This is a genomic window from Candidatus Delongbacteria bacterium, from assembly GCA_020634015.1.
In the GTDB taxonomy this organism is placed as follows: Bacteria; CAIWAD01; CAIWAD01; order CAIWAD01; family CAIWAD01; genus JACKCN01.
This window is the reverse complement of sequence record JACKCN010000002.1, coordinates 249,640-269,758: the sequence shown is the minus strand read 5'-3', so window position 1 is coordinate 269,758 and position 20,119 is coordinate 249,640. Positions and strand designations below refer to the sequence as shown.

At 63.1% G+C, this 20,119-nt stretch carries 13 protein-coding genes, 1 tRNA gene and 1 pseudogene; 1 reads left to right on the top strand and 14 read right to left on the bottom strand.

The window, feature by feature from the left end:
- The first annotated feature begins 407 nt into the window (after nt 1–407).
- Nucleotides 408–4,388 (top strand): tandem-95 repeat protein, encoded by a 3,981-nt coding sequence (locus tag H6678_05250; GenBank protein MCB9473198.1) that lies wholly within the window; start codon nt 408–410, stop codon nt 4,386–4,388.
- A 2,165-nt stretch (nt 4,389–6,553) separates the two neighbouring features.
- Here H6678_05250 and H6678_05245 read toward each other — a convergent pair.
- From H6678_05245 to H6678_05180, 14 genes and pseudogenes are all read right to left on the bottom strand, one after another.
- Nucleotides 6,554–7,120 (bottom strand): annotated as a pseudogene (locus tag H6678_05245) (matrixin family metalloprotease).
- Between the two features lie 2 nt (nt 7,121–7,122).
- Nucleotides 7,123–7,629, bottom strand: a complete 507-nt coding sequence (locus tag H6678_05240) for a hypothetical protein (GenBank protein ID MCB9473197.1) — start codon at nt 7,627–7,629, stop codon at nt 7,123–7,125.
- Nucleotides 7,630–7,842: 213 nt separating this feature from the next.
- Nucleotides 7,843–9,435 (bottom strand): amidohydrolase family protein, encoded by a 1,593-nt coding sequence (locus H6678_05235; protein MCB9473196.1) that lies wholly within the window; start codon nt 9,433–9,435, stop codon nt 7,843–7,845.
- Between the two features lie 20 nt (nt 9,436–9,455).
- Complete coding sequence (locus tag H6678_05230) at nt 9,456–10,226, bottom strand: YmdB family metallophosphoesterase (protein MCB9473195.1); 771 nt, start codon at nt 10,224–10,226, stop codon at nt 9,456–9,458.
- A gap of 153 nt (nt 10,227–10,379) precedes the next feature.
- Nucleotides 10,380–11,942 carry a ribonuclease Y gene (gene rny / locus H6678_05225; GenBank protein MCB9473194.1) on the bottom strand — a complete coding sequence of 521 codons (1,563 nt, stop codon included), beginning with the start codon at nt 11,940–11,942 and terminating at the stop codon, nt 10,380–10,382.
- Nucleotides 11,943–12,377: 435 nt separating this feature from the next.
- Nucleotides 12,378–12,677, bottom strand: coding sequence for a cell division protein ZapA (locus H6678_05220; protein MCB9473193.1), 300 nt, complete (start codon nt 12,675–12,677; stop codon nt 12,378–12,380).
- A gap of 143 nt (nt 12,678–12,820) precedes the next feature.
- Nucleotides 12,821–13,135: a hypothetical protein gene (locus H6678_05215; protein MCB9473192.1), complete on the bottom strand. Its 315-nt coding sequence runs from the start codon at nt 13,133–13,135 to the stop codon at nt 12,821–12,823.
- The gene (locus tag H6678_05210; protein ID MCB9473191.1) at nt 13,135–15,540 is read right to left on the bottom strand and encodes a phenylalanine--tRNA ligase subunit beta; all 2,406 of its coding nucleotides are present in this window, start codon (nt 15,538–15,540) and stop codon (nt 13,135–13,137) included. The genes H6678_05215 and H6678_05210 overlap by 1 nt, the downstream gene beginning before the upstream one ends.
- A 13-nt stretch (nt 15,541–15,553) precedes the next feature.
- Nucleotides 15,554–16,558, bottom strand: coding sequence for a phenylalanine--tRNA ligase subunit alpha (gene pheS, locus H6678_05205; protein ID MCB9473190.1), 1,005 nt, complete (start codon nt 16,556–16,558; stop codon nt 15,554–15,556).
- A 141-nt stretch (nt 16,559–16,699) separates the two neighbouring features.
- On the bottom strand, nt 16,700–17,044 hold the full coding sequence (gene rplT, locus H6678_05200) for a 50S ribosomal protein L20 (protein ID MCB9473189.1): 345 nt from the start codon (nt 17,042–17,044) through the stop codon (nt 16,700–16,702).
- A gap of 10 nt (nt 17,045–17,054) precedes the next feature.
- Nucleotides 17,055–17,249, bottom strand: a complete 195-nt coding sequence (gene rpmI / locus H6678_05195) for a 50S ribosomal protein L35 (protein MCB9473188.1) — start codon at nt 17,247–17,249, stop codon at nt 17,055–17,057.
- Nucleotides 17,250–17,267: 18 nt separating this feature from the next.
- Nucleotides 17,268–17,849 carry a translation initiation factor IF-3 gene (locus H6678_05190; GenBank protein ID MCB9473187.1) on the bottom strand — a complete coding sequence of 194 codons (582 nt, stop codon included), beginning with the start codon at nt 17,847–17,849 and terminating at the stop codon, nt 17,268–17,270.
- A complete protein-coding gene (gene thrS / locus H6678_05185; protein MCB9473186.1) occupies nt 17,836–19,791 on the bottom strand; it encodes a threonine--tRNA ligase in 1,956 nt (651 codons plus the stop codon). The genes H6678_05190 and thrS overlap by 14 nt, the downstream gene beginning before the upstream one ends.
- An 86-nt stretch (nt 19,792–19,877) precedes the next feature.
- Nucleotides 19,878–19,951: transfer RNA gene (locus tag H6678_05180), tRNA-Val, on the bottom strand.
- Nucleotides 19,952–20,119: the final 168 nt, after the last annotated feature.

The window sequence follows — 20,119 nt, the reverse complement described above, 5'->3', positions numbered from 1 at the left end:
GCCAACGATTCCGCTCGGCGATTCAAGCGGTTTGAATCGAAGATCCCGCGCCATCCTCATCCCGCCCAAAGGCTCATGTACTCCGCCCGTTCCGCCACCCGGGTGCCGCGCAAGAATCACCAACCCCTTTGGGCGTGAGTGGTGAGACATGGTCTCCTGTGCATACGGCGGATATGAACCAATTCGGTGGATCCAGACAAAACTGGGTGACTGAAATCCGACGATAGGGTGACAGACTCTCGCCTCCATTCGCCTCCAACTGCCTGCCAATATTTCACTTGCCCATACTGTCCAGAATCAGGCATGCATTGTGCAATTCCCGCCACAAGCACAACCGTGACGGTGTGTCCGATGGGCTGGCGGGACCCAGTCCCCATCGAGTTCCCCCTCACAAAGGAGTCGGACCCATGAAGAAGATGATGCTTGCACTGGCAGTGGGCTGGTTGGTCGCGGGAATTCCTGCGATGGCCGCCACTCGTCACCTTGACCTGGCCCCCGGTTCGATCACGGGGATCACGGTGCTCCAGCGGAGCTCCAGCGTTCTGGAAGTGGCATGTGATGTATCCGCGCTTGAGCTGGCGGAAGTGGACCTCAATGGGCGGACCTGGTACAAGCCGGGTATCACCGATGGCGCCGAAACCCTGCAGGCAGGGATGCCGGATCTGCCCAGCCTGTCGGTTGCCTTCATGGCCGGAGGTGCCGGCGTCCTTTCGATGACGATTCTCGAAGAGCAGAGTCAGGTTCTCGAGAACACGCCCGTGATTCCTTCCAGGGGCAACATCACCAGAAACATCGATCCGTCCAGCGTGCCCTACACCTTCGGCGAGAGCTACCAGCGCAGCACAGGCTGGCCCGAGCAGATGCTGGCTCTGTCTTCCCCCTATACCTTTCGCGATTTCCAGGGGCAGACTCTTCACATCCAGCCCTTTCGCTACGATGCCGCCGCACAGCGTCTGGAAGTGGTCACGCACCTGCGGATCCGGCTGGAACTGGACTCCACTCCCAGCGGTCCCATGCCCGGCAGCGCGATCGACCAGGACTTCATGGCGATCTACGAACGACGCTTCGCCAACGCGGGAAACCTGCGCTACAACTACCTGCCCGCAATCGGCAGCATGATCGTGGTCTGCCCCGATGAGTGGCTTCAGACCATCGCCCCCTTCGTGGAGTGGAAACTGCGCAGCGGTCGCCCGACCAGCGTGGTACCACTGAGCGAGACGGGCAGCACTCCCGAGGCGATCCGGGCCTGGCTCATGAATCACTATGGCACCGACCCCTTCGCCTATGTGGTACTGGTGGGCGATCAGGCCCAGTTGCCCTCGATCATCGCGGTGGGTGGCGCGTCCGATGCCAACTACGGCTTCCTGAGCGGCACCGACACCTATCCGGAAGCCATCGTCGGTCGCTTCTCCGCGGAGACCAGCGAGCAGTTGCAGACAATGGTCAGCCGCACGATCCAGTACGAAGAAGCACCCGAAGCGGGTGCCAGTTGGTACCGGCGCGCCATTGGAGTGGCCTCGGCCGAAGGCACGGGCGACGATGACGAATATGACTGGGAACACATGGACAACATCCGCAGCACCTTGCTTGCGGGTGATCATCAGGAAGTTCTGAGGGTGTATGACCCTGAAGGCGGAACGACCTCAGGTCTGCTGGATGAACTGAATCAGGGAGCAAGCCTCGTCAATTACGCGGGCCATGGCACCTACTCTCGCTGGCAAAGCCCGCTTGCCGGAGGCGACCTTGCACCCGGTTTCACCGTGACACGCGTGAACCAACTCGTCAACACCCGGCAGTGGCCCGTGGTCGTGTCCGTGGCCTGCGACAACGGCAAGTTCATGGAGAACACCTGCTTCGCCGAGACCTGGCTGCGCGCCTCCAACAATGGCACTCCCACCGGTGCCGTCGCGATGTACGCCGCCACCCAACTGGTGGGCTGGTCGCCGCCGATGGAATTGCAGGACGAGTTCAACCACCTCATCGGCAACAGCACAACCCGCTCCTTCGGTGCACTCTGCATCAATGGTGCGCTTTCGATGTCCGAAGTCTATGCCTGGTCCGGTCCCAGCGAAATGCAGCGGTTCGTGATCTTCGGTGATCCAAGCGTCAAGGTGCGCACCACCGAGCCGCGTACCCTGACCGTGGAGCACGAGAGCACCTACACGCCTCAGCACGGTGCATACACGGTGTTGGTCCCCGGCGAACCGGGAGCCCTGGCCGCGCTCAGCATCAATGGGGAACTGGCGGCCACGGGCATCACCGATCAGGACGGTCGCGTGATCCTGCCCCTGCCGGCAACCGGTTCGCCCGTGGACCTGATGCTGGTGGTCTCCGCCGACAACGCCATGCCCTACGAAGCCACGATCCCCCAGAATCGTCCTCCGGTCCTGCAGGTACCCATTGGCGCCAGAATGGCCCAGGAAGACACTCCCGTGCTGCTGGAAGATCTGGGCTCGGGATTCACGGACGCCGATGGCGATTCCATCGTGATCTTCAGTGCCCAGGCAGCCGCCACCGGTTTCGGATTCCAGTTCAGTGGCCAGCAGCTGCAGGTCACTCCTCCGGCAAACTGGTCCGGCAATACCTTGATCACTCTCGGATTCACGGACTTCCATTACGCGGTGGATGCGTCGTTCACTCTCACGGTCACTCCCGTCAACGATGCCCCGCAGCTCCTGATTCCATTTGACGACCTGCAGACCAATGAGGACACGGCACTGAGCATCACGGGCTTGCTGAGTCACTTCAATGATCCCGAGGGATCCGCTCTCGGTCTTGAGGACACCAGCACCGAACTTGGCAGCCTGGATTGGAACGGAAGCGAGCTGACGTTCACCCCCACGGCGAACGTCAACGGCAGCACCACCGTGGAATTGACCGTGAGCGATGGCGATGCCAGCCTCGTGGTGAGTGCCTTCTCGATCACGATTCTGCCTGTCAACGATGCTCCGGTGTACACGGGCAACTTCGACCTGCTGCAGATCGCGGAAGACGACACGCTGGATCTGGGCGACCTGCTGCTGGCCTGGGAGGATGTGGACAACGACGAGCTCCAGCTCCTGAACGCCGAGGTCACACCGGGCAGCCTGCTGATGGATGGCACCAGTGCCCGCTTCCTTCCCCCGGCCGACTGGAACGGCACGGCCGGACTGCAGATTCTGGTGGGCGATGGCCAGGCCAGCACGGCAAGCGGGACCCTGAGCCTGATCGTGAGCCCCGTACCCGACGCACCGCAGCAGATCGATGGCCTGCCCAATCTGGTCATGTTCGAAGATTCGTCCCTGACGATGGATCTGCTGCTTGACGCATTCGCCGATGCCGACGGCGACAGCCTCTTCATCACGGACGCAAGCTCCAGTGCGGGTGAGCTGAGCCAGAATGGCAACACCCTGACTTTGGTCCCCGCGGCCGATTTCAACGGTATGATCCAGGTGCAGTTTTCGGTCAGCGACGGCAGTCAGGTGCTCGAAGGGTCCGGTTTCGATGTGCAGGTGGTGCCCGTGGACGACCAGCTGGTCCTGCTGAATCCCTTCGCCCCGCTGGTGTGGAATGAGGACACCAGCATCGTGCTTGCCGACATCGCCAGCCGCTTCCACACGGGTGACTCGGATACCCTGTTCATCGTGGACGCCTGGACTGAGACCGAGGGCATGGCGATCACAATGTTCACCGACTCTCTGGAGCTGGTTCCGGGCAGCGACTGGAATGGAAGCGGCAGTCTTTTCCTGAGTGTGGACGACGGCATGGACCACCCGCTGACCGTGGAAATCGCCCTGAATGTGCTGGCCGTCAACGACAGCCCCTTCCTGGCCTTCTGCAATTCCCCGCTGGATCCCGTGAGTGATCCGGAGTCCTTCCTGACCGATCTGGGTCTGCGCCTGGCGGACGTGGATGGTGACCTGCTGACACTGAGCTGGTATCTGGACGGTGAGCTGATTCTGGAAGACACGCTGCAGGCCGGGGCCGACACGACCGAATGCTTGGGTGCCACCGAAGGCCTGGCCGAGTTGCTGGCACCGGGCATCCTGCATCTGGAGTTGAGCGATGGCAGCATCACCCTCAATCCGGACGGCCAGGACACCAGCTGGGAAATCCTGAGCACGTCCATCGACGAGGTGCTGCCGCAGGACTGGGCCCTGGATGCCAATTGGCCCAATCCCTTCAACCCCAGCACGATGCTGCCCTTCAGCCTGCCCCGTGATGCGTGGATGCGGCTGAGCGTCTACAACCTGCAGGGTCAGCGTGTGGCCGTGCTGCATGAAGGCCCGATGGCCGCCGGCCAGCATCAGCTGGAATGGCAGGCGGGCAGCCTCGCCTCGGGCATGTACCTGGCCATGCTGGAAAGCGACGGCATCCGGCTGGTTCGCAAGATGACACTGGTGCGCTGAGAGTCTCGTCCTTCACCGAGCACAGGCGGCCACTCCCATGGGAGTGGCCGCCTTGTTGTGGAATGGCGCTGACCCTCTTCCCTGCTGCAGCTCCAGCCTCTGCGTGCTCAACGGCGGAAACAGGAATCCACTGCGGAGAGATCCATCGCCGTGTCGATCGACGGATTCTGATCTGGTACACGCCCGGAAAGGCAGGTGGTTCCCTCATTCCCCGCGGTCTGTGGCCGCGCCATCCCCACGGGTGTGCGAAGCGATCATGGCGTCGCCCGACGAGACACAGGGTTCCAGGGATTTCGTGATCCAGAATTGAATCGGCGCTGGCCTGACGGACAAAAGGCCCGCCGGATCGCTCCGGCGGGCCTTGTCACGAACTCATGCGACGCTCAGCGGGTGCGAGACATCTCGCGCGCCTCGACCACCTGGGGCAGCAGGCCCTGACGACTGGCCTGCTCCGGTGCGATCACGGGCACGCGGCGCAGGGAACTCATCGGGATCCTGTCCTTGCCCAGCGGGTGACGCTCGATGCGCGGCAGGCTGCTGGAAGAGGCTTCCATGGCCGGGTGGCAGTCCACGGTGGCCACATAGAACTTCTTCGGCGAGGCCGCGGGCAGCGAGATCTGTCCGTTGGCCATCGGCACGGTGGCCACCAGGGTGGCACCGGTGAAGTCATAGGCATTCGTGGATTCCCAGATGTTCACCACATCATCCGTGGTGGCGTAGGGGGTCCAGGAAACCTGAACATTGTTGCCGGCCAGCTTGGCGATGTCGATGCTGATGGGATAGCAGGGCCCGTTGGTGCGGCAGAATTCCACATCGTCGATGTACCAGCTGTCGGCGAAGGTGCCGGCGTAGAGGAAACTGAAGGCCAGCGAATCGGGCAGACTGTCCAGCGAGGCCGTGATGTGCGACCAGGTGGGGCTGCTCTGCCAGAAAAGGGTATCGCTGATGTCGAAACCGGTCAGGAAGTTCAGTGTGTCGTTCTGGACCGAATACACCAGCAGTTCGTGGTCCTGGGTGTCCTCGGCGAACTGCTGGGTCTGGGCGAAGCGCCAGCTGATGTTGTCGAACTCGGCATTGTCCAGGAAGGTGTACAGTTCGGAGAAGGCGGTGTCATTCTCAGCGGTGTAGGGGTGTCCCAGGAAGTTGCCCGGGCGATTGAAGGCATCTCCGAAGAGGAACCAGCTGCCCCCCAGAATGTTGGTGTCGCCCGCCTGGGAAACGAACCAGTCCTGCTCATCGGGCTGGCCAACCCAGTCGTTGCTCAGGTTGCATTCGCTGCTGCCGGCCAGAATGAACAGCTCGCTGCTGTTGGCACCCCAGTTGACGCTGACAGTGGTCGTGTCACGGAACACGGCGACGGGCGAATTGTAGGTCACGGTGAAGGAGCTGGTGGCATTGGGCGCCAGCACCAGGGGCAGACCGGCCATGCTGGCACTGAAGTGCACACCATTGCTCAGGCTGATGCTGTTGATGGTCAGATCCTGGAAGCCGGTATTCTGCACGTCCACGGTGGTCGACAGCTCACTGCCGATCTCGATGCGTCCCAGGTCCACGATGCTCTCGGACAGCACCAGGTTGCCGGGAGGTGTCTCGGTGTAGCACACATCCACCTGCTGCAGCAGGTCGCCGCGTCCGGTGAACCACCAGTTCCAGGCCTCGGCGACTTCGTTGTACATCTGGTTTCCGAACGCACCGGCGGCGAAGGTGGTGCCCAGCGGCGCCAGCTTGTCGGTGCCTTCGGTGGCAGGAATGAACTCCCAGACCACGTGGTAGGGCACCAGAGCGCTGAATGTGATGCCGTGCGAGCTCAGGTCCACCTCGTCCCACGAATTGAACGCGGCCGTGAACCCATTGGTGCTGTAGTCGAAGGGTCCGAAGGTCATCGCCCCGGGTTCCCCCGCGTTGTCGGCGTGGATCGTGATCCGCAAGGTGCCATTGTGCGGAATCGGCCCGCCGTCGACGGGCGCCACATTGGCGTTGTAATACTGCAGACGCATGGCCTCCACCGTGCCGTCGGCCGGGGGATCGATGTAATAGGCCACCTTGCGGAAGGTGTTGGCACCGATGATCGGGAAGGTGGCGTAGAAGGTCGCACCGCCCTGAGCCGTATGATAGGCGATGGTCTCGCAGTTGCCGTTGGGCACGCAGTCGTAGATGAACTCGAAGCCGTCCAGATCGTCGGGCTGCAGCACGCGCTTGTTCACTCCGTCGGGCAGGGTGGCGAACATCACCGCGCTGCTGGTACCGGAGTGCCCCAGACCCAGGGCGTGTCCCAGTTCGTGCAGTACCACGCTCTGCAGGTCGTAGGACCCCGAGGGCGCCACACCGGCACCGGTATGCCATGTGTAATTGGTGAAGATCTGCATGTTCCACTCGATCATCTCGGTGGGAGTGGCAGTATAGTGCCAGGACTGGGTCACCGCCAGGGCCGTGGGATCGGTGCCCGCCGCGAAGATGTCGTTGCCATCGGCCGGATCGACGGTCAGGTCGTCAAGCACGGTGTCGGTGTTGCTTCCGTTCAGGTTGTAGGTGAAACAGTTGAAATCGATGGCACTCCAGGTGTCGGAGGCGGCGACCAGCACCGAGTTGGCGCCGGGTACGCTGGCGTCGTTGACCGTGTACTCCACCGTGCGCGGTGCGGCCAGGTAGGACCAGTCGTTGCCGATCACGGAAAAGGCCGACGCCTGTCCGGCCAGCAGGCCCAGGGCCACAAGAATCGTGAGCTTGCTCATGACTAGTGGCCCTCCCCGTTCAGCAGCGTGTTCAACCGGCTTTCGATGGTGGACGCGGGCAGTTCATGCCCGGAAGCACCTTCGGTGGCGAAGCTCAGGCTGTGGGCCACGCCGTTCTCGATGGTGATGGCCCCGTACTCCCAGCCGTAGAGCCAGGGAAGGCTCTCACCCGCCTTGTCGTACAGGAAGAAGTAGCCTTCGTCGCCCACCTTCAGCTCGGGGGTGTCGGAGACCTCCATGGTCATTTCGCCCTTCACTCCGCCGGGGAAGGTGAACCAGGTCCGGGCCACGGGCTGTCCCTTGAACTGATTTTCCACCTGCACCTGCACCTGGGTCATCACGGGCCAGGCGGGGTTGGAGTAGTCATAGGTCAGGCTGACCACCTGACCGTAGACGATCTGGTTGGACTGGCCAACCATTTCCGCGTCACTGACTTCCCGCTGGATGGCCAGAGAGGCCGCGGCCAGAGAAAGCACAAGTACCGGAATCAATGCCGTTCGCATCTTCATGAGCCGTACTCCTGGATTGTGTGTCGATCAGCTGTGTGACAATGGCCGCATCCGCACCTTCCGCCGGGTCCTCACCCGTCGCCCGGATGGAGATCTCCGGCGCCGGGACATTCAGGTTGGGTTGAAACGGAACGGTGTGGGTGTTGGGCCACGGCGCAGAGTAAGGTGCCCGCAAGTGGAAGGCAAGTGAAAAGCAACGTCGCCAAAGTTGGATCAGCTGGCGTGTCCGGGTGAGTCGACTCCGTGGACATGTTCCCCGGCGCACCAGGTGGAGCGAATGGGCACCGAGCGCAGATCCGGCAATGGCAGTTGTGCGGGATCCTGATCAAGCAGCACCAGATCCGCATCCATGCCGGGCTCAAGCGAACCACGGTGCTGTTCCCAGAACGCCGCGCGAGCGGCATCGATGGTCAGGCCCTGCAGCAGGCGATCGACGCTCAGGGCCTGGGCCGGGTCCAGCAGGCGTTTCCCCTGGAAACTGGTCTGGCTGGCACCGTGATACAGGGTCAGCCGCGGGTCCAGACTTTCCACGGGCCAGTCGCTGCCCAATGGCAGGATCGCACCCGGATGATCCAGCCCCTTCCAGATGAAACAGCGGGCGATGCCGCGGGCATCCAGACGCTCTTCCATGCCGTCCTGGTCGCCGGCGCAGTGCACGGGTTGCAGGCTGGGCAGAATTCCCAGCTCACGGAAACGGGCTTCGTCGCCGGGACGGATCATCTGCGCATGTTCGATGCGATGACGGCGTTCGCGGACCGGCAAGCCCTTGCGGTCCAGCTCCTCGTAGATCGCCAGCATGCGGTCCACGGCGCGGTCGCCAATGGCGTGCACCGCCAGACGCCACCCCTGGGCGGCTCCTCGTTCCATGAAGCGGGCGATCTCGTCCAGTGGGGCCACGAAGTCACCACGGCTGCCATCGAGGTAGGGCAGTTCCACGGCAGCGCTGCGGCTGCCCAGGGCTCCGTCGGAGAACAGTTTGAGCGTGTCCACCTTCAGCCGGCCCAGTTCGAAGGGCCGCTCGGCGAAGACCGCCTCTCCCAGGTTCCGGTCGATCAGCCAGCCGTGCACGGCCACCTTCAACTCGCCCGAAGTGGCCAGAGCCTTGTAGGCCGGCAGCAGAAACAGGCGGATGTTCTCGTCCACCGCCGTGATACCCAGGCTGAAGGCATGCTGCTGGGCCCGCAGGATCGCGCGGCGGATGTCCGATTGGGACGGGTCGGGTTTCAGCCCACGCACCAGATCCACCGCATTCTCGCGCAACAATCCGGTGGGTCTCCCCTGCGGGTCATGCTGGATGCTGCCGCCGGGCGGATCGGGCGTATGGGCGTCGATGCCCGCCAGCTGCAGCACCGTGGAATTGACCATGACGCTGTGCAGGTCGTGGGTTTCCAGGAACAGCGGCACACCGCCGGTGGCCTCATCCAGTTCGGCCAGGCTGGGCAGGGACATGTCCTGATGCAGGCCGAAGCCCAGAATCCAGCCACCGCGGCTGCGGGCATCTCCTTGACTCCGGCAGCGCGCGGCATGGCGCAGCAGTTCCTGACACAGGCTGCTGCGATCACGCACGGGTCCGGCATCCAGAGCATCCAGAAATTCGCCCCCCATCCAGAAATGGGTATGGGCGTCATGGAAAGCGGGCATCAGGAATGCACCGTGGGCGCTCAGGGTGCGGGTGTTGGCGGGAACCGGAGAGTCAGGAGACAGCAGGGCGCCGATGCGTGTGCCTTCCAGCAGCACCGACGCACGACGGCGGCTGCCGTCAGCCGGGTTGAAACACAGGGCGTCCTGGATCAGGGTGCGGCTCACGGCGTGCTCCAGATGGGGAACTATTGGCCCCGGGGAAAGTCCGGCTGACTGAAGCGCCGGATCGACAGTGCGGTGGTCTGGCCATCTTCCACGCGCACCACGGCTCCCTGGATCCGGGGCTTGCCCAGGGCTTCTTCGTACTTCTGGGGAGTCTGCAGCAGAAAGCGCTTGAGCGCGACCTCGGTCTTCATCCCGATCACGCTCTCGTGGCAGCCGGTCATGCCCGCGTCGGTAAGGAAGGCGGTGCCCTTCTCCAGGATCCGCTCGTCGGCGGTCTGCACGTGGGTATGAGTGCCCACCACGGCCGTCACTCGTCCATCGAGATATCGGGCCAGAGCCTGCTTTTCGGCGGTGGCCTCGGCGTGGATGTCGATGAAGATCGCCGGCTTGCGATCACGCCCTTCGAATTCGCGCTCGATGCGCTCGAGTTCGCGGTCGGCTGCGCGGAAAGGGCAGTCGATGTTCTGCATGTAGACACGCCCCTGCAGGTTGATCACGATCAGGGGCTGGCCGCCGGGCATCAGGATCTGGCAGATGCCGGTGCCACTGCAGCCGGGAGGATAGTTCAGGGGACGCAGCAGGGCCTGTTCGGTCTTGAGCAGACCGTGGATCTGGAAGCGGTCCCAGGTGTGATTGCCGCCCGTGATCACCTGGGCACCCGCCTTGCGCATGCGCTGAAGCAGGCTCTGGTTCAGGCTCTTGCCCTCCCAGGCGTTTTCGCCGTTGACGATGCAGGCATCCGCGGAATGTTCGTGGATCAGACCCGGCAGATGGGCCTCAAGTGCCTCCATGCCGGGAGCGCCCACGATGTCCGCCACGAAAAGCAGGGTTCGGTATCGAGCCACGGACAGAACCTTTCCGATCGGAACGCAACGGCCATTGTCCGATCGGACACAAGCAGAAACGCCTTGGGGTGATCCAGGTTCGCTGGATCACGGATGTGACTAATGGGCCAGTTCCACGCTGCGGAACTCGCGCAGCACGGAAATCTTGATCTGGCCCGGGTACAGCACCTCGCGCTGGATGCGCTGGGCCAGATTCTGGGCCAGATCATCCAGCTCGTCGTCTTCGAGCACCGTGTTGGACACCAGCACGCGCAGTTCGCGCCCCGCCTGCAGCACGAAGGCCTTGTCGACTCCTTCGAACTCGTGCGCGATGGCTTCGATCTGGGTCAGGCGTTGCACATAATGGCCAATCTCGTCGTCGCGCACGCCGGGTCGCGAACTGGAAATGGTGTTGGCGATCGAGAGCAGACTCGAGATCAGGTTGTCGCGCTGCTGCTCGTTGCCCATGCTGCGGATGGCCTGCTCGATCACCGGGTTTTCGCCCAGTTTCTTGACCAGGTCGCCACCCAGCTCGGTGGACTTCTTCTCGGAGTAGCCGTCCAGGGCCATTCCAATGTCATGCAGCAGACCGGCGCGGCGCACCTGGCGCGGATCGAGGCCCAGTTCGGCGGCCAGAATGCCCGCGATGGTGGCCACTTCCTTGCTGTGAGCCAACACGTTCTGGCCCCAGGCATTCTTGAAGCCCAGCCGGCCCAGATTGAGCACCAGCTCGGGATGCAGACCGTGCACGCCCAGGTCCAGCATGGCCTGTTCGCCGATCTCGCGCAGCATCAGGTCCATTTCCTCGACCGTGCTCTCGTGCACTTCCTCGATGCGCGCCGGATGGATGCGCCCGTCGTTGAGCAGGCGCTCCAGCGTGATCCGGGCGATCTCGCGGCGCAGGGGATCGAAGCTGGAGAGAATCACGGTCTGGGGAGTGTCGTCCACCAGCAGTTCCACGCCGGTGACGGTCTCGAAGGAGCGGATGTTGCGGCCTTCGCGCCCGATGATGCGGCCCTTGATCTCGTCGGAAGTCAGTTTCACCGTGGTCACGGTGCCCTGATGGCTCAGCTCCAGGCAGGTGCGCTCCATGGCACTCAGCAGAATCTGACGTGCTTCCTGGAAGGCGTAGAGCCGTGCCTTCTCGCGGATCTCGTTGAAATGCTGGACCGACTCGCGCTGCACCTTGCGCTTCAGATTGTCGAAGAGATGCTGGCGAGCTTCGTCGCGCGTCATTGCGGCAATGGTTTCCAGCTTCGCATTCTGCTCGTCGATGATCGTGTCGACCTTCTGACGATTGCGTTCGAGCTGGGCCTCGTTGTTCTCGAGCAGCTGTTCCTTGTGCTTCAGGTCCAGCTCGCGGGTCTTGGTGTGATCCAGCTTCTTCTGAAGAGTCAGCTCACGTTCGCGCAGGTCGTTCTCGCGGTCCTTGATGCGATTCTCGGCCTGGTGTCGCTCTTCCTCAAGCTGCTCCTGCTGGCGGGCCCGCTCTTCCTCGAGTTCCAGCCGGGCTTCGTGTTTCAGCGTCTCGCTGGCCTGATCCGCCTCGGCACGCAGCTGCTCGGCTTCGCGCACCCGTTCGGCGTAGTGGGAATCGGCTCCGCGCATGGCCAGCCGGAAACCGAGCGCAATGCCCGCCAGCAGGGCCACAACGGCGGCGATGATGATGATGACTGGGGTCATGGTGTCCTGAATCTGATATGTATTGAAGCGGACCCGGTCCGCTGGAAGTCCTGCACGGGTCACGGCACCAGCCGGGACTCCAGACCGTTTTCCGGTCGTGGGACGGGAATCGAATCGATCACCTGCGAGTCGCGGGAATGCCGGGTCAGGGCCTGTGCGACGGGATCAGCGGCGTGGGGAGAAACGGAAGCGGGATGCAAGAGTGACACACGTCCCTGCGAACAACGGCGATAGAAGAACCGTAACCCTATCATGCACAGTGGGTGTCGCCTGGGCGCTTCTGCCTTCCGCCGGACCTTGCGGTCTCCGTTGCCGGTTGCGGCCTGCCATCCGCGCCACTGTAGAGCAAAACTCCCGAGAAATTCAATGTTAGGTTCTTTATAGAGCGTCAATCCGCAGGGACGTGTGTCACTCTCGGTCCCGCCGGTTTCTGTGTCACGCCTCCGGCAATCCGGACTCGGGATTCAGTGCCCGGTCGACCCGGTTCACCAAACGGCGCAGTCGGAACTCAATGTCGTCGTGCGCCTCACGCGAAGCCCTCATGTCCCCGGCGATGTTCAGCGAGGCCAGAATGGCCACCCGCACCGGATCCTTCACGGCCAGAGTTCCGGCCACCTCTCTCATGCAGGCATCGACATGGGCAGCCACCGCTTCCACTCGATCGGGGGCTTCGCTGGTACGAATCGGAAACTCCTTGCCGAAAATCGAGAGCGTCTGAAGGCGTTCTGTCGACATCGTGGCGTTTCCCTTCCCTGAAGTCTCTGCCGGCAGTCGGCACGAACCAGAAATCGGAGCGCGCCGGAGACCGGCAGGCCAATGTGCCGATTCCGCGTCGCAACGGCAACGGCGACATCTCATCCAGCTTCACGTCGGGGCACTCAGGAGGTCGAGTCGTCCGCCTCGGAATCAAGGGTTTCGACACGTTCGATCAGCGACACCACTCGTCCGCGCAGGGCACTTAGCAGATTGGGGTCGGGTGCCGCGGCCAGCTGGGCTTCCAGTTGCCTCAGCTGCTCCCGGTACTGGCCCGATTCAAGCTCCAACCGCGAAATCAGCTGACGTCCTGCCTGCAGATCGCCGGTCTGCTCCTCGATGCGGATGGCCTGAGCGCGTGCGCGTGCCCGCAGCGCTTCCAGCTCGCGGATCAGGGTCTCAATTCGCTCTTCCAGGACTTCCAGCAAAGAGTTGTCCATCAGGTCCTCAGAGTTGCCGCAAGATCCCGCTCAAGCGCGGCAATGATGCGCCGCATCACCGGTTCCACATCCCCATCGCTGAGCGAGCGCTCTTCGGAATTGAACTGAAGTGCCCAGCTGAGCGAGTGTTTCCCTGCAGGAACTCCCTGTCCCTCATAGACATCAAACAGGCGCAAGTCCTGCAGCAGGCCTTTCGACTGCTTGCGGATCAGCTCCTCCACCTCGGCTGCCTCGCGCGCCTTGTCCAGCAACACGCTCAGGTCCCGGTGCACGGCGGGCTGGCGCGGGAAGGAGCGGAACTGGCGCTCGCCCGTGGGGCGCGCCAGCAGCACCTCCAGGTCCAGGTCGAAGGCGAAGACCGCTTCCGCTCCACCGAGGGCTTCCAGTACCTGGGGCCGGATTTCGCCAAAGGTGCCCACGGACACTCCTTCCAGCAAGACCTCGCGGGAATTCTCGGACCAGGGGCCTTCGGCGCAGGGGCGGAATTCGGGCGTGGCCCCCAGCTCATCCAGCAGCGCCAGCAGGGCTTCACGCAGATCATGAACGGTGGCGGTACGGCCAGCCCCCAGCCAACCGGCCTCGCGGAAATCACCGGCCAGCACGGCGCAAAGATGACGCGGTTCGCGGCAGCCCGTATCGCTCTGGCCATCGGGATGGAACTCGCGATCCAGTTCGAACAGACGCACCACTCGCTGGCGGCGATTCAGATTGTAGATCGCGGCCTGCAGCAGCGAGGGCAGCAGTGAGTTGCGCAACCGACTCATCTCGGCAGCCAGCGGATTGTTGATGATCAACGACTTACGCGCGGGCCAGACCGCATCGAGCACGGCCGGATCCATCATCGAATAACTGCTGATCTGGCGGAATCCCAGCTGCACCAGACGGTCACGCAGGCGCCGCTGGAATGCGGGTCGCGCATCCTGAGGCTGGTCCAGGGGCACCCGGGCATTCAGGGCGCTGGGCACGCTGTCGTAACCTTCCAGGCGCACGATTTCTTCAATGAAATCCACTTCCCGTTCCAGGTCGAAGCGCCAGCCGGGCGCCGTGCACTTGAGCAGGCCAGCATCCTCGTGCACTTCGATTCCCAGGCTGCGCAGGTGGGCGGCCATGGTGTCGGGGCTCAGTTGCAGTCCAAGGAGGGAGTTGGCCCGTTGCGGGCGCAGTGTCACTTCGGGCCAGCTGCGCGGCGCGGGATGACAGTCCACGGTGTCTCCGGCTATCCGGGCACCCGCCAGTTCGCTCAGCAGTCCGGCCGCCCGCTGGATCACGACGTCCAGATTCTGCATGTCCACCCCGCGTTCGAAGCGGCGCGCCGAATCGCTGGCGATGTTCAGGCGACGCGCGCCCATCCGGATCACGACCGGATCGAAACACGCACACTCCAGCAGCACCGAGGTGGTGTCGTCGGCGATTCCCGAGTTCTCGCCGCCCATGATGCCGCCCAATGCCACGGGGCGCTCGCTGTCGCAGATCAGGACCTCACTGCCGTCCAGTTCGCGCGTGGCACCATCGAGTGTCACGAAACTCTCGCCGGGTTGTGCGAAGCGCACATGGATCGCCGATCCGCGCACCTGGCGCAGGTCGAAGGCATGCAGCGGGTGGCCCAGTTCCCACATCACGTAGTTGGTCACGTCCACCACGTTGTTGATGGCACGCAGGCCCACGGCTTCCAGCCGGTCCTGAAGCCAGCGCGGGCTGGGGGCCACGCTCACATTGTCCAGCAGCAGCCCCATGTACCGGGGAGCCGCCTCGCGCGCGCAGCACTCCTCGATGGTGACCGTCAGGGGCAGGGTCTGCGGCGAGCGCGCGGGTGCCGGGCTCGCCGGAATGCTCAGGGGCAGCTTGCGGCAGGCGGCCAGTTCGCGGGCCAGTCCCAGGATCGAGAACGCATCGCCGCGGTTCTGGGTGATGTCCACATCCAGAACCGTGTCACAGCAGCCCAGACGCTCCTGCAGACTCTCGCCCACAGCCCAGCTCTCATCCAGTTCCAGCAGGCCGCTGTGGTCGTCGGAAAGACCCAGTTCCACATTGCTGCAGAGCATGCCCTCACTGACCACCCCACGGATCTTCGCCTTCTTCAGCGGGCCGTCCATGCCGGGCAAGGTCGCGCCCAGCCTGGCCAATGGCACACGCATGCCTGTCCGCACATTGGGGGCTCCACAGACCAGGGTCAGCGGGCCGTCGGCGCCCCTGTCCACCGTGACCAGGCGCAGCTTGTCGGCATCCGGGTGCGGATTGACCTCGGTGATGCGCGCACAGATCACGCCGCTCAGGTCGCGGCTGAAGGGCGTGACGCTTTCCACTTCGAAGCCGAGCATGGTCAGGTCGTCCACCAGCCCCTGCACGCCGCGCGCATCCTGTGATACCGGTACCAGCTCGTTCAGCCAGTTGAGTGAGATCTTCATCAGTATCTATCTCCTAGAACTGGCGCAGGAAGCGCAGGTCGTTCTCGTAGAACAGTCGGATGTCGTTCACGCCGTACAGCAGCATGGCCATGCGCTCGATGCCCAGCCCGAAGGCGTAGCCCGTGTAGCGCTCGCTGTCGATGCCCACTTCGTCAAAGACGTTGGGATCCACCATGCCGCTGCCGCCCATTTCAAGCCAGCCCGACTGCTTGCAGACCCGGCAGCCCGATCCCTTGCAGAACACGCAGGACACGTCCACCTCGGCGCTGGGCTCGGTGAAGGGGAAAAAGTGGGGACGGAAGCGCAGGCTTGTCTCACGCCCGAACATCCGGCGGTAGAATTCCAGCAGGGTGCCCTTGAGATCGGCAAAGGTCACGCCCTCGTCCACGAACAGGCCTTCGACCTGCATGAACATCGGGCTGTGGGTCGCGTCGGGCTTGTCGTTGCGGTAGACTCGCCCGGGGGCGATCATCCGCAGCGGGGGCTTCTGCCGTTGCATCACGCGGATCTGCACGGGGCTGGTCTCGGTGCGCAGCATGTGGCCCTGCTCGAGATACAGCGAGTCGCTCTCGCGTCGGGCCGGATGCCAGAAGGGCGTGTTCAGCGCATCGAAGTTGTAGTACTCGGTCTCGACTTCGGGGCCATCATTGACCACGAAACCCATGGCCGAGAAAATCTGGATGATGCGGTCCATCACCTGCGAGAGTGGATGCAGGCCTCCGGGCAGCAAGGCTTCGCCGGGCAGGCTCAGGTCCACGGGTGCGACACGCCGGGCGGCCTTGAAGGCATCCTGGCGCTCGTGGAACGCGGCTTCCAGTTCCTGACGCAACTCGTTGACCCGGGCGCCGAAGAGCGGGCGCTCCTCCGCGGACAGGCTCTTCATCTGGCTGAACAGGGTCTTGAGCGCTCCCTTGCCCCCCAGGAAATCCCGGTGGACGGTCGCCAGCCCCTCGCTGTCACCGGCAGCCGCCAGCGCCTGCTGGAAACTCCTGCGCAGCTCCGCCAACTGCTGATCCATTCGGCCTCCCCTCTGGCACGGGGGCGCTGCCCCCGTGATGCATCAACAAAATGTCCCCCACGTGGGGGGACATTCATTCGCTGTCTTGACCCCGGTGGTCGATCACACCGCAGGCCCTGAGGCACGCTTCCGGGGAAACGGCTACACCAGGGTCTTGACCAGTGCCCCGAAGGCTTCCGGGTTGCGCACGGCCATGTCGGCCAACTGCCGGCGATCCAGCTGGATTCCCTTGGCATCCAGCAGGTGGATGAAGCGGGAATAGCTCAGGTCGTACTGGCGCACGGCCGCGTTGATGCGCGTGATCCAGAGACGACGGAAGTCCCCGATGCGCTTCTTGCGGTGAGCCGTGGAAAAGGCCATTGAGCGATCAACGGCCTCCAGGGTCTGGCGCAGAAGATTGCGACGGCCGCCGCGGAAACCCTTGGCTGCCTTGAATACACGCTTCCGGCGCTGCTTGGAGGCCGGATTGTTTGTTGCCCTCGGCATCGTTCGCCTCCTACTTCGCTAGCATGCGTTTGACGCGGCGCTCGTCCGCTTCGTGAACCAGGCAAGAGTGCCGCAGATCGCGCTTGCGATCGGGGGACTTCTTGGTCAGGATGTGACCGGCATAGGCCTGGTTCCTCTTGACCTTGCCCGACCCGGTGAGCTTGAAGCGCTTGGCAGCACCCCGGTTGCTCTTCATCTTGGGCATTGCGTACCTCCCATTCCTCTATTCGTCCGTTTCGTGTGTCGTCGTCGTTTTCTTCTTGCCGGGGCTCAGCAGGATCGAGAGGTTGCGCGGTCCCTCCATCAACGGCTGCTGCTCCACCACGGCCGCGTCGCCAATCAGTTCGATCACCTTGGCCAGAGTGGCAAAACCCAGGTCCTTGTGGGTGATCATGCGCCCCCGGAACATCACGAAGATCTTGACCTTGTTGCCTTCCGCCAGAAACTCCCGCGTGTGCTGCACCTTGGTTTCAAGATCGTGGGCGTTGATCATGGGGGTCATGCGAATGCTCTTGACCGTGATCGTGTGCTGCCTGGCCTTGGCCGCCTTTTCCTTCTTGGAGGCCTGGTACAGGAACTTGCCGTAGTCCATGATCTTGCAGACCGGCGGCTCCGCGTTGGGTGCCACTTCCACCAGATCGGCTCCGGCATCGATGGCCATCTGCAGCGCCACCGAGGTTTCCACGACCCCACGCTGCTCGCCGTCCTGATCGATCAGGCGAACTTCGGGGACCCGGATCTTGTCATTGATGTTGTTCTTCGGTGCCTGAGGAACAGGCTTCGGACGGAATCTAGCCTTGGCGATGTTCCGACCCTCCTGGCTGGTGAGACAGATCCAGGGCGCGTGTCGCGATTTCCTCGCGGATGCGCCCGATGAAATCAGGGGTGCTCATCTGCCCCAGATCCCCGTGTCCGTGGCGACGTACAGCCACTTTGTTCTCTTCGGCTTCGCGGGCCCCGATGACCAGCATCCAGGGGATCTTGCGGGTTTCCGCCAGCCGAATCTTGTATCCGATCTTTTCGCTGCGCGTCTCGAGATGCGCGCGGATGCCCGCCTGCAGCAGGGCCTGATGGACAGCGCTGGCCGCCTCGAGCTGGCTGTCGGTCAGGGGCAGCACGGCCACCTGCACGGGGGCCAGCCAGGTCGGGAAGTTGCCGGCGAAGTGCTCCACCAGAATCCCGATGAAACGCTCGAAGCTGCCGAAGATGGCCCGGTGAATCATCACGGGGCGATGGCGTTCGCCGTCTTCACCCACGTACTCCAGACCGAAGCGCTCGGGCATGCTGAAGTCCAGCTGGATCGTGGCACACTGCCAGCTGCGCCGCAGGCTGTCCATGATGTGGAAGTCGATCTTGGGGCCATAGAAGGCACCATCACCCGGGTTGAGCTTGTAGGGTTTGCCCCAGCTGGCCAGGGCGCCCTTGAGCATGTTCTCGGCGTTGTCCCACATCTCCAGGCTGCCGATGAACTTCTCTTCGGGCCGCGTGGACAGTTCCATCTTGTATTCGAAACCAAAGGTGCCGTAGATCTTGTCAATCAGGCGGATCACCTTGAGGATCTCGTCCTCGATCTGCTCGTTCAGGCAGAAAATATGGGCATCGTCCTGGGTGAACTGGCGCACGCGCATCAGTCCCTGCAGGGCGCCGCTCTTCTCGTGGCGGTGCACCAGGCCCATCTCGCCCATCCGGATCGGCAATTCCTTGTAGGAATGGGGCACGCTGCTGTAGACCATGCAGCAGCCGGGGCAGTTCATCGGCTTCACCGCGTAGGTCGACTCGTCGATCTCGGTGAAGTACATGTTGTCATGGTAGTTGGCCCAGTGTCCGCTCTTGTGCCACAGCTCTTCGGAAAGGATGATCGGGGTCTTGATCTCCGAGTAGCCGTCGGCCGTGTGCAGCTCGCGCCAGAACTGGGCCAGCGAATTGTACACCACCATGCCGTTGGGATGCCAGAAGGGAAAGCCGGGCCCCACTTCGTGGAAGCTGTAGAGATCCAGCTCCTTGCCCAGCTTGCGATGGTCGCGCTTCTTCGCCTCTTCGAGCATGAAGAGGTAATCGGTCAGCATCTGCTGCTTGGGAAAGGTGACCGCACGCAGGCGCGTCAGCTGCTCGTTCTCCTGATCGCCGCGCAGATACGCACCGGCCATGGACATGACCTTGAAATTGCGGATCTCCTCCGTGGAGGGCAGATGCGGGCCACGGCAGAGGTCGGTCCAGTCGCCCTGGTCGTACACGGTGATGTTCTCGCCGCGCGCCTCAATGGCGTCGATCAGGTCCAGCTTGAAGTCCTCGCCTTTGTCCTTGAAGAACTCGCGGGCTTCGGCGGCCGTCAGCTCGCGGCGCACCATCTTCGACTTGCGCTTGAGCACCTCGGCGACCTTGGCCTCGATGCGGGGAAAATCCGACTCGCTCAGGGGAGTCGGGAAGGAGATGTCATAGAAGAAACCGGTCTCCTCCGGCGGGCCGTCGTCAAGACGGGCCTCCGGCCAGAGTTCCTTGACCGCCTGGGCCATCACATGGGCGGAGCTGTGCCAATACACGGCCCGACCCTCGGGATCGTCCCAGGTGAGGATCTGGAAGTCGCAGGACTCCGACACAGGCTGAAGCAAGGATACAGTGGTCCCGTTGACCTTGGCGGCGAGGGCGGCCTTGGCTAGGGAGCGACTTAATCCCTGGGCGATCTCCAGTGGGTTCAACCCCGACTCAACTTCGCGGGTGGACCCATCCGGAAAGCGTAGCGTGATCATGGATCAACGCCTCCGAGATGGTGCGGGAACGCGCGTGCGCTCGAACGGGCATCCCTATGAAATCAAACCACTTGCGCGGTTCGTGATGGGCGATACTGGAATCGAACCAGTGACCTCTTGCGTGTCATACAAGCGCTCTAACCAACTGAGCTAATCACCCGTCTAGCGGAAATCGACCCGTTCCATGGCCAGTTCGCGGCATGCTGCCAGCTTTGGCCAGGACCGAACGGTTCCCGGGAAAAGAGACCGCAAGCATACCACCAAGCCCCGAAAGAAGCAAGCCCCACCCCAATTGACGCCGCCTCTCTCGTGCCATACCGCATAATGG

Coding starts and splice junctions, on each gene's coding strand:
- H6678_05250 (MCB9473198.1), top strand. CDS start 408: ATGAAGAAGATGATGCTTGCACTGGCAGTGGGCTGGTTGGTCGCGGGA.
- H6678_05240 (MCB9473197.1), bottom strand. CDS start 7,629: ATGAAGATGCGAACGGCATTGATTCCGGTACTTGTGCTTTCTCTGGCC.
- H6678_05230 (MCB9473195.1), bottom strand. CDS start 10,226: ATGGAGGCACTTGAGGCCCATCTGCCGGGTCTGATCCACGAACATTCC.
- rny (MCB9473194.1), bottom strand. CDS start 11,942: ATGACCCCAGTCATCATCATCATCGCCGCCGTTGTGGCCCTGCTGGCG.
- H6678_05220 (MCB9473193.1), bottom strand. CDS start 12,677: ATGTCGACAGAACGCCTTCAGACGCTCTCGATTTTCGGCAAGGAGTTT.
- H6678_05215 (MCB9473192.1), bottom strand. CDS start 13,135: ATGGACAACTCTTTGCTGGAAGTCCTGGAAGAGCGAATTGAGACCCTG.
- H6678_05210 (MCB9473191.1), bottom strand. CDS start 15,540: ATGAAGATCTCACTCAACTGGCTGAACGAGCTGGTACCGGTATCACAG.
- pheS (MCB9473190.1), bottom strand. CDS start 16,558: ATGGATCAGCAGTTGGCGGAGCTGCGCAGGAGTTTCCAGCAGGCGCTG.
- rplT (MCB9473189.1), bottom strand. CDS start 17,044: ATGCCGAGGGCAACAAACAATCCGGCCTCCAAGCAGCGCCGGAAGCGT.
- rpmI (MCB9473188.1), bottom strand. CDS start 17,249: ATGCCCAAGATGAAGAGCAACCGGGGTGCTGCCAAGCGCTTCAAGCTC.
- thrS (MCB9473186.1), bottom strand. CDS start 19,791: ATGATCACGCTACGCTTTCCGGATGGGTCCACCCGCGAAGTTGAGTCG.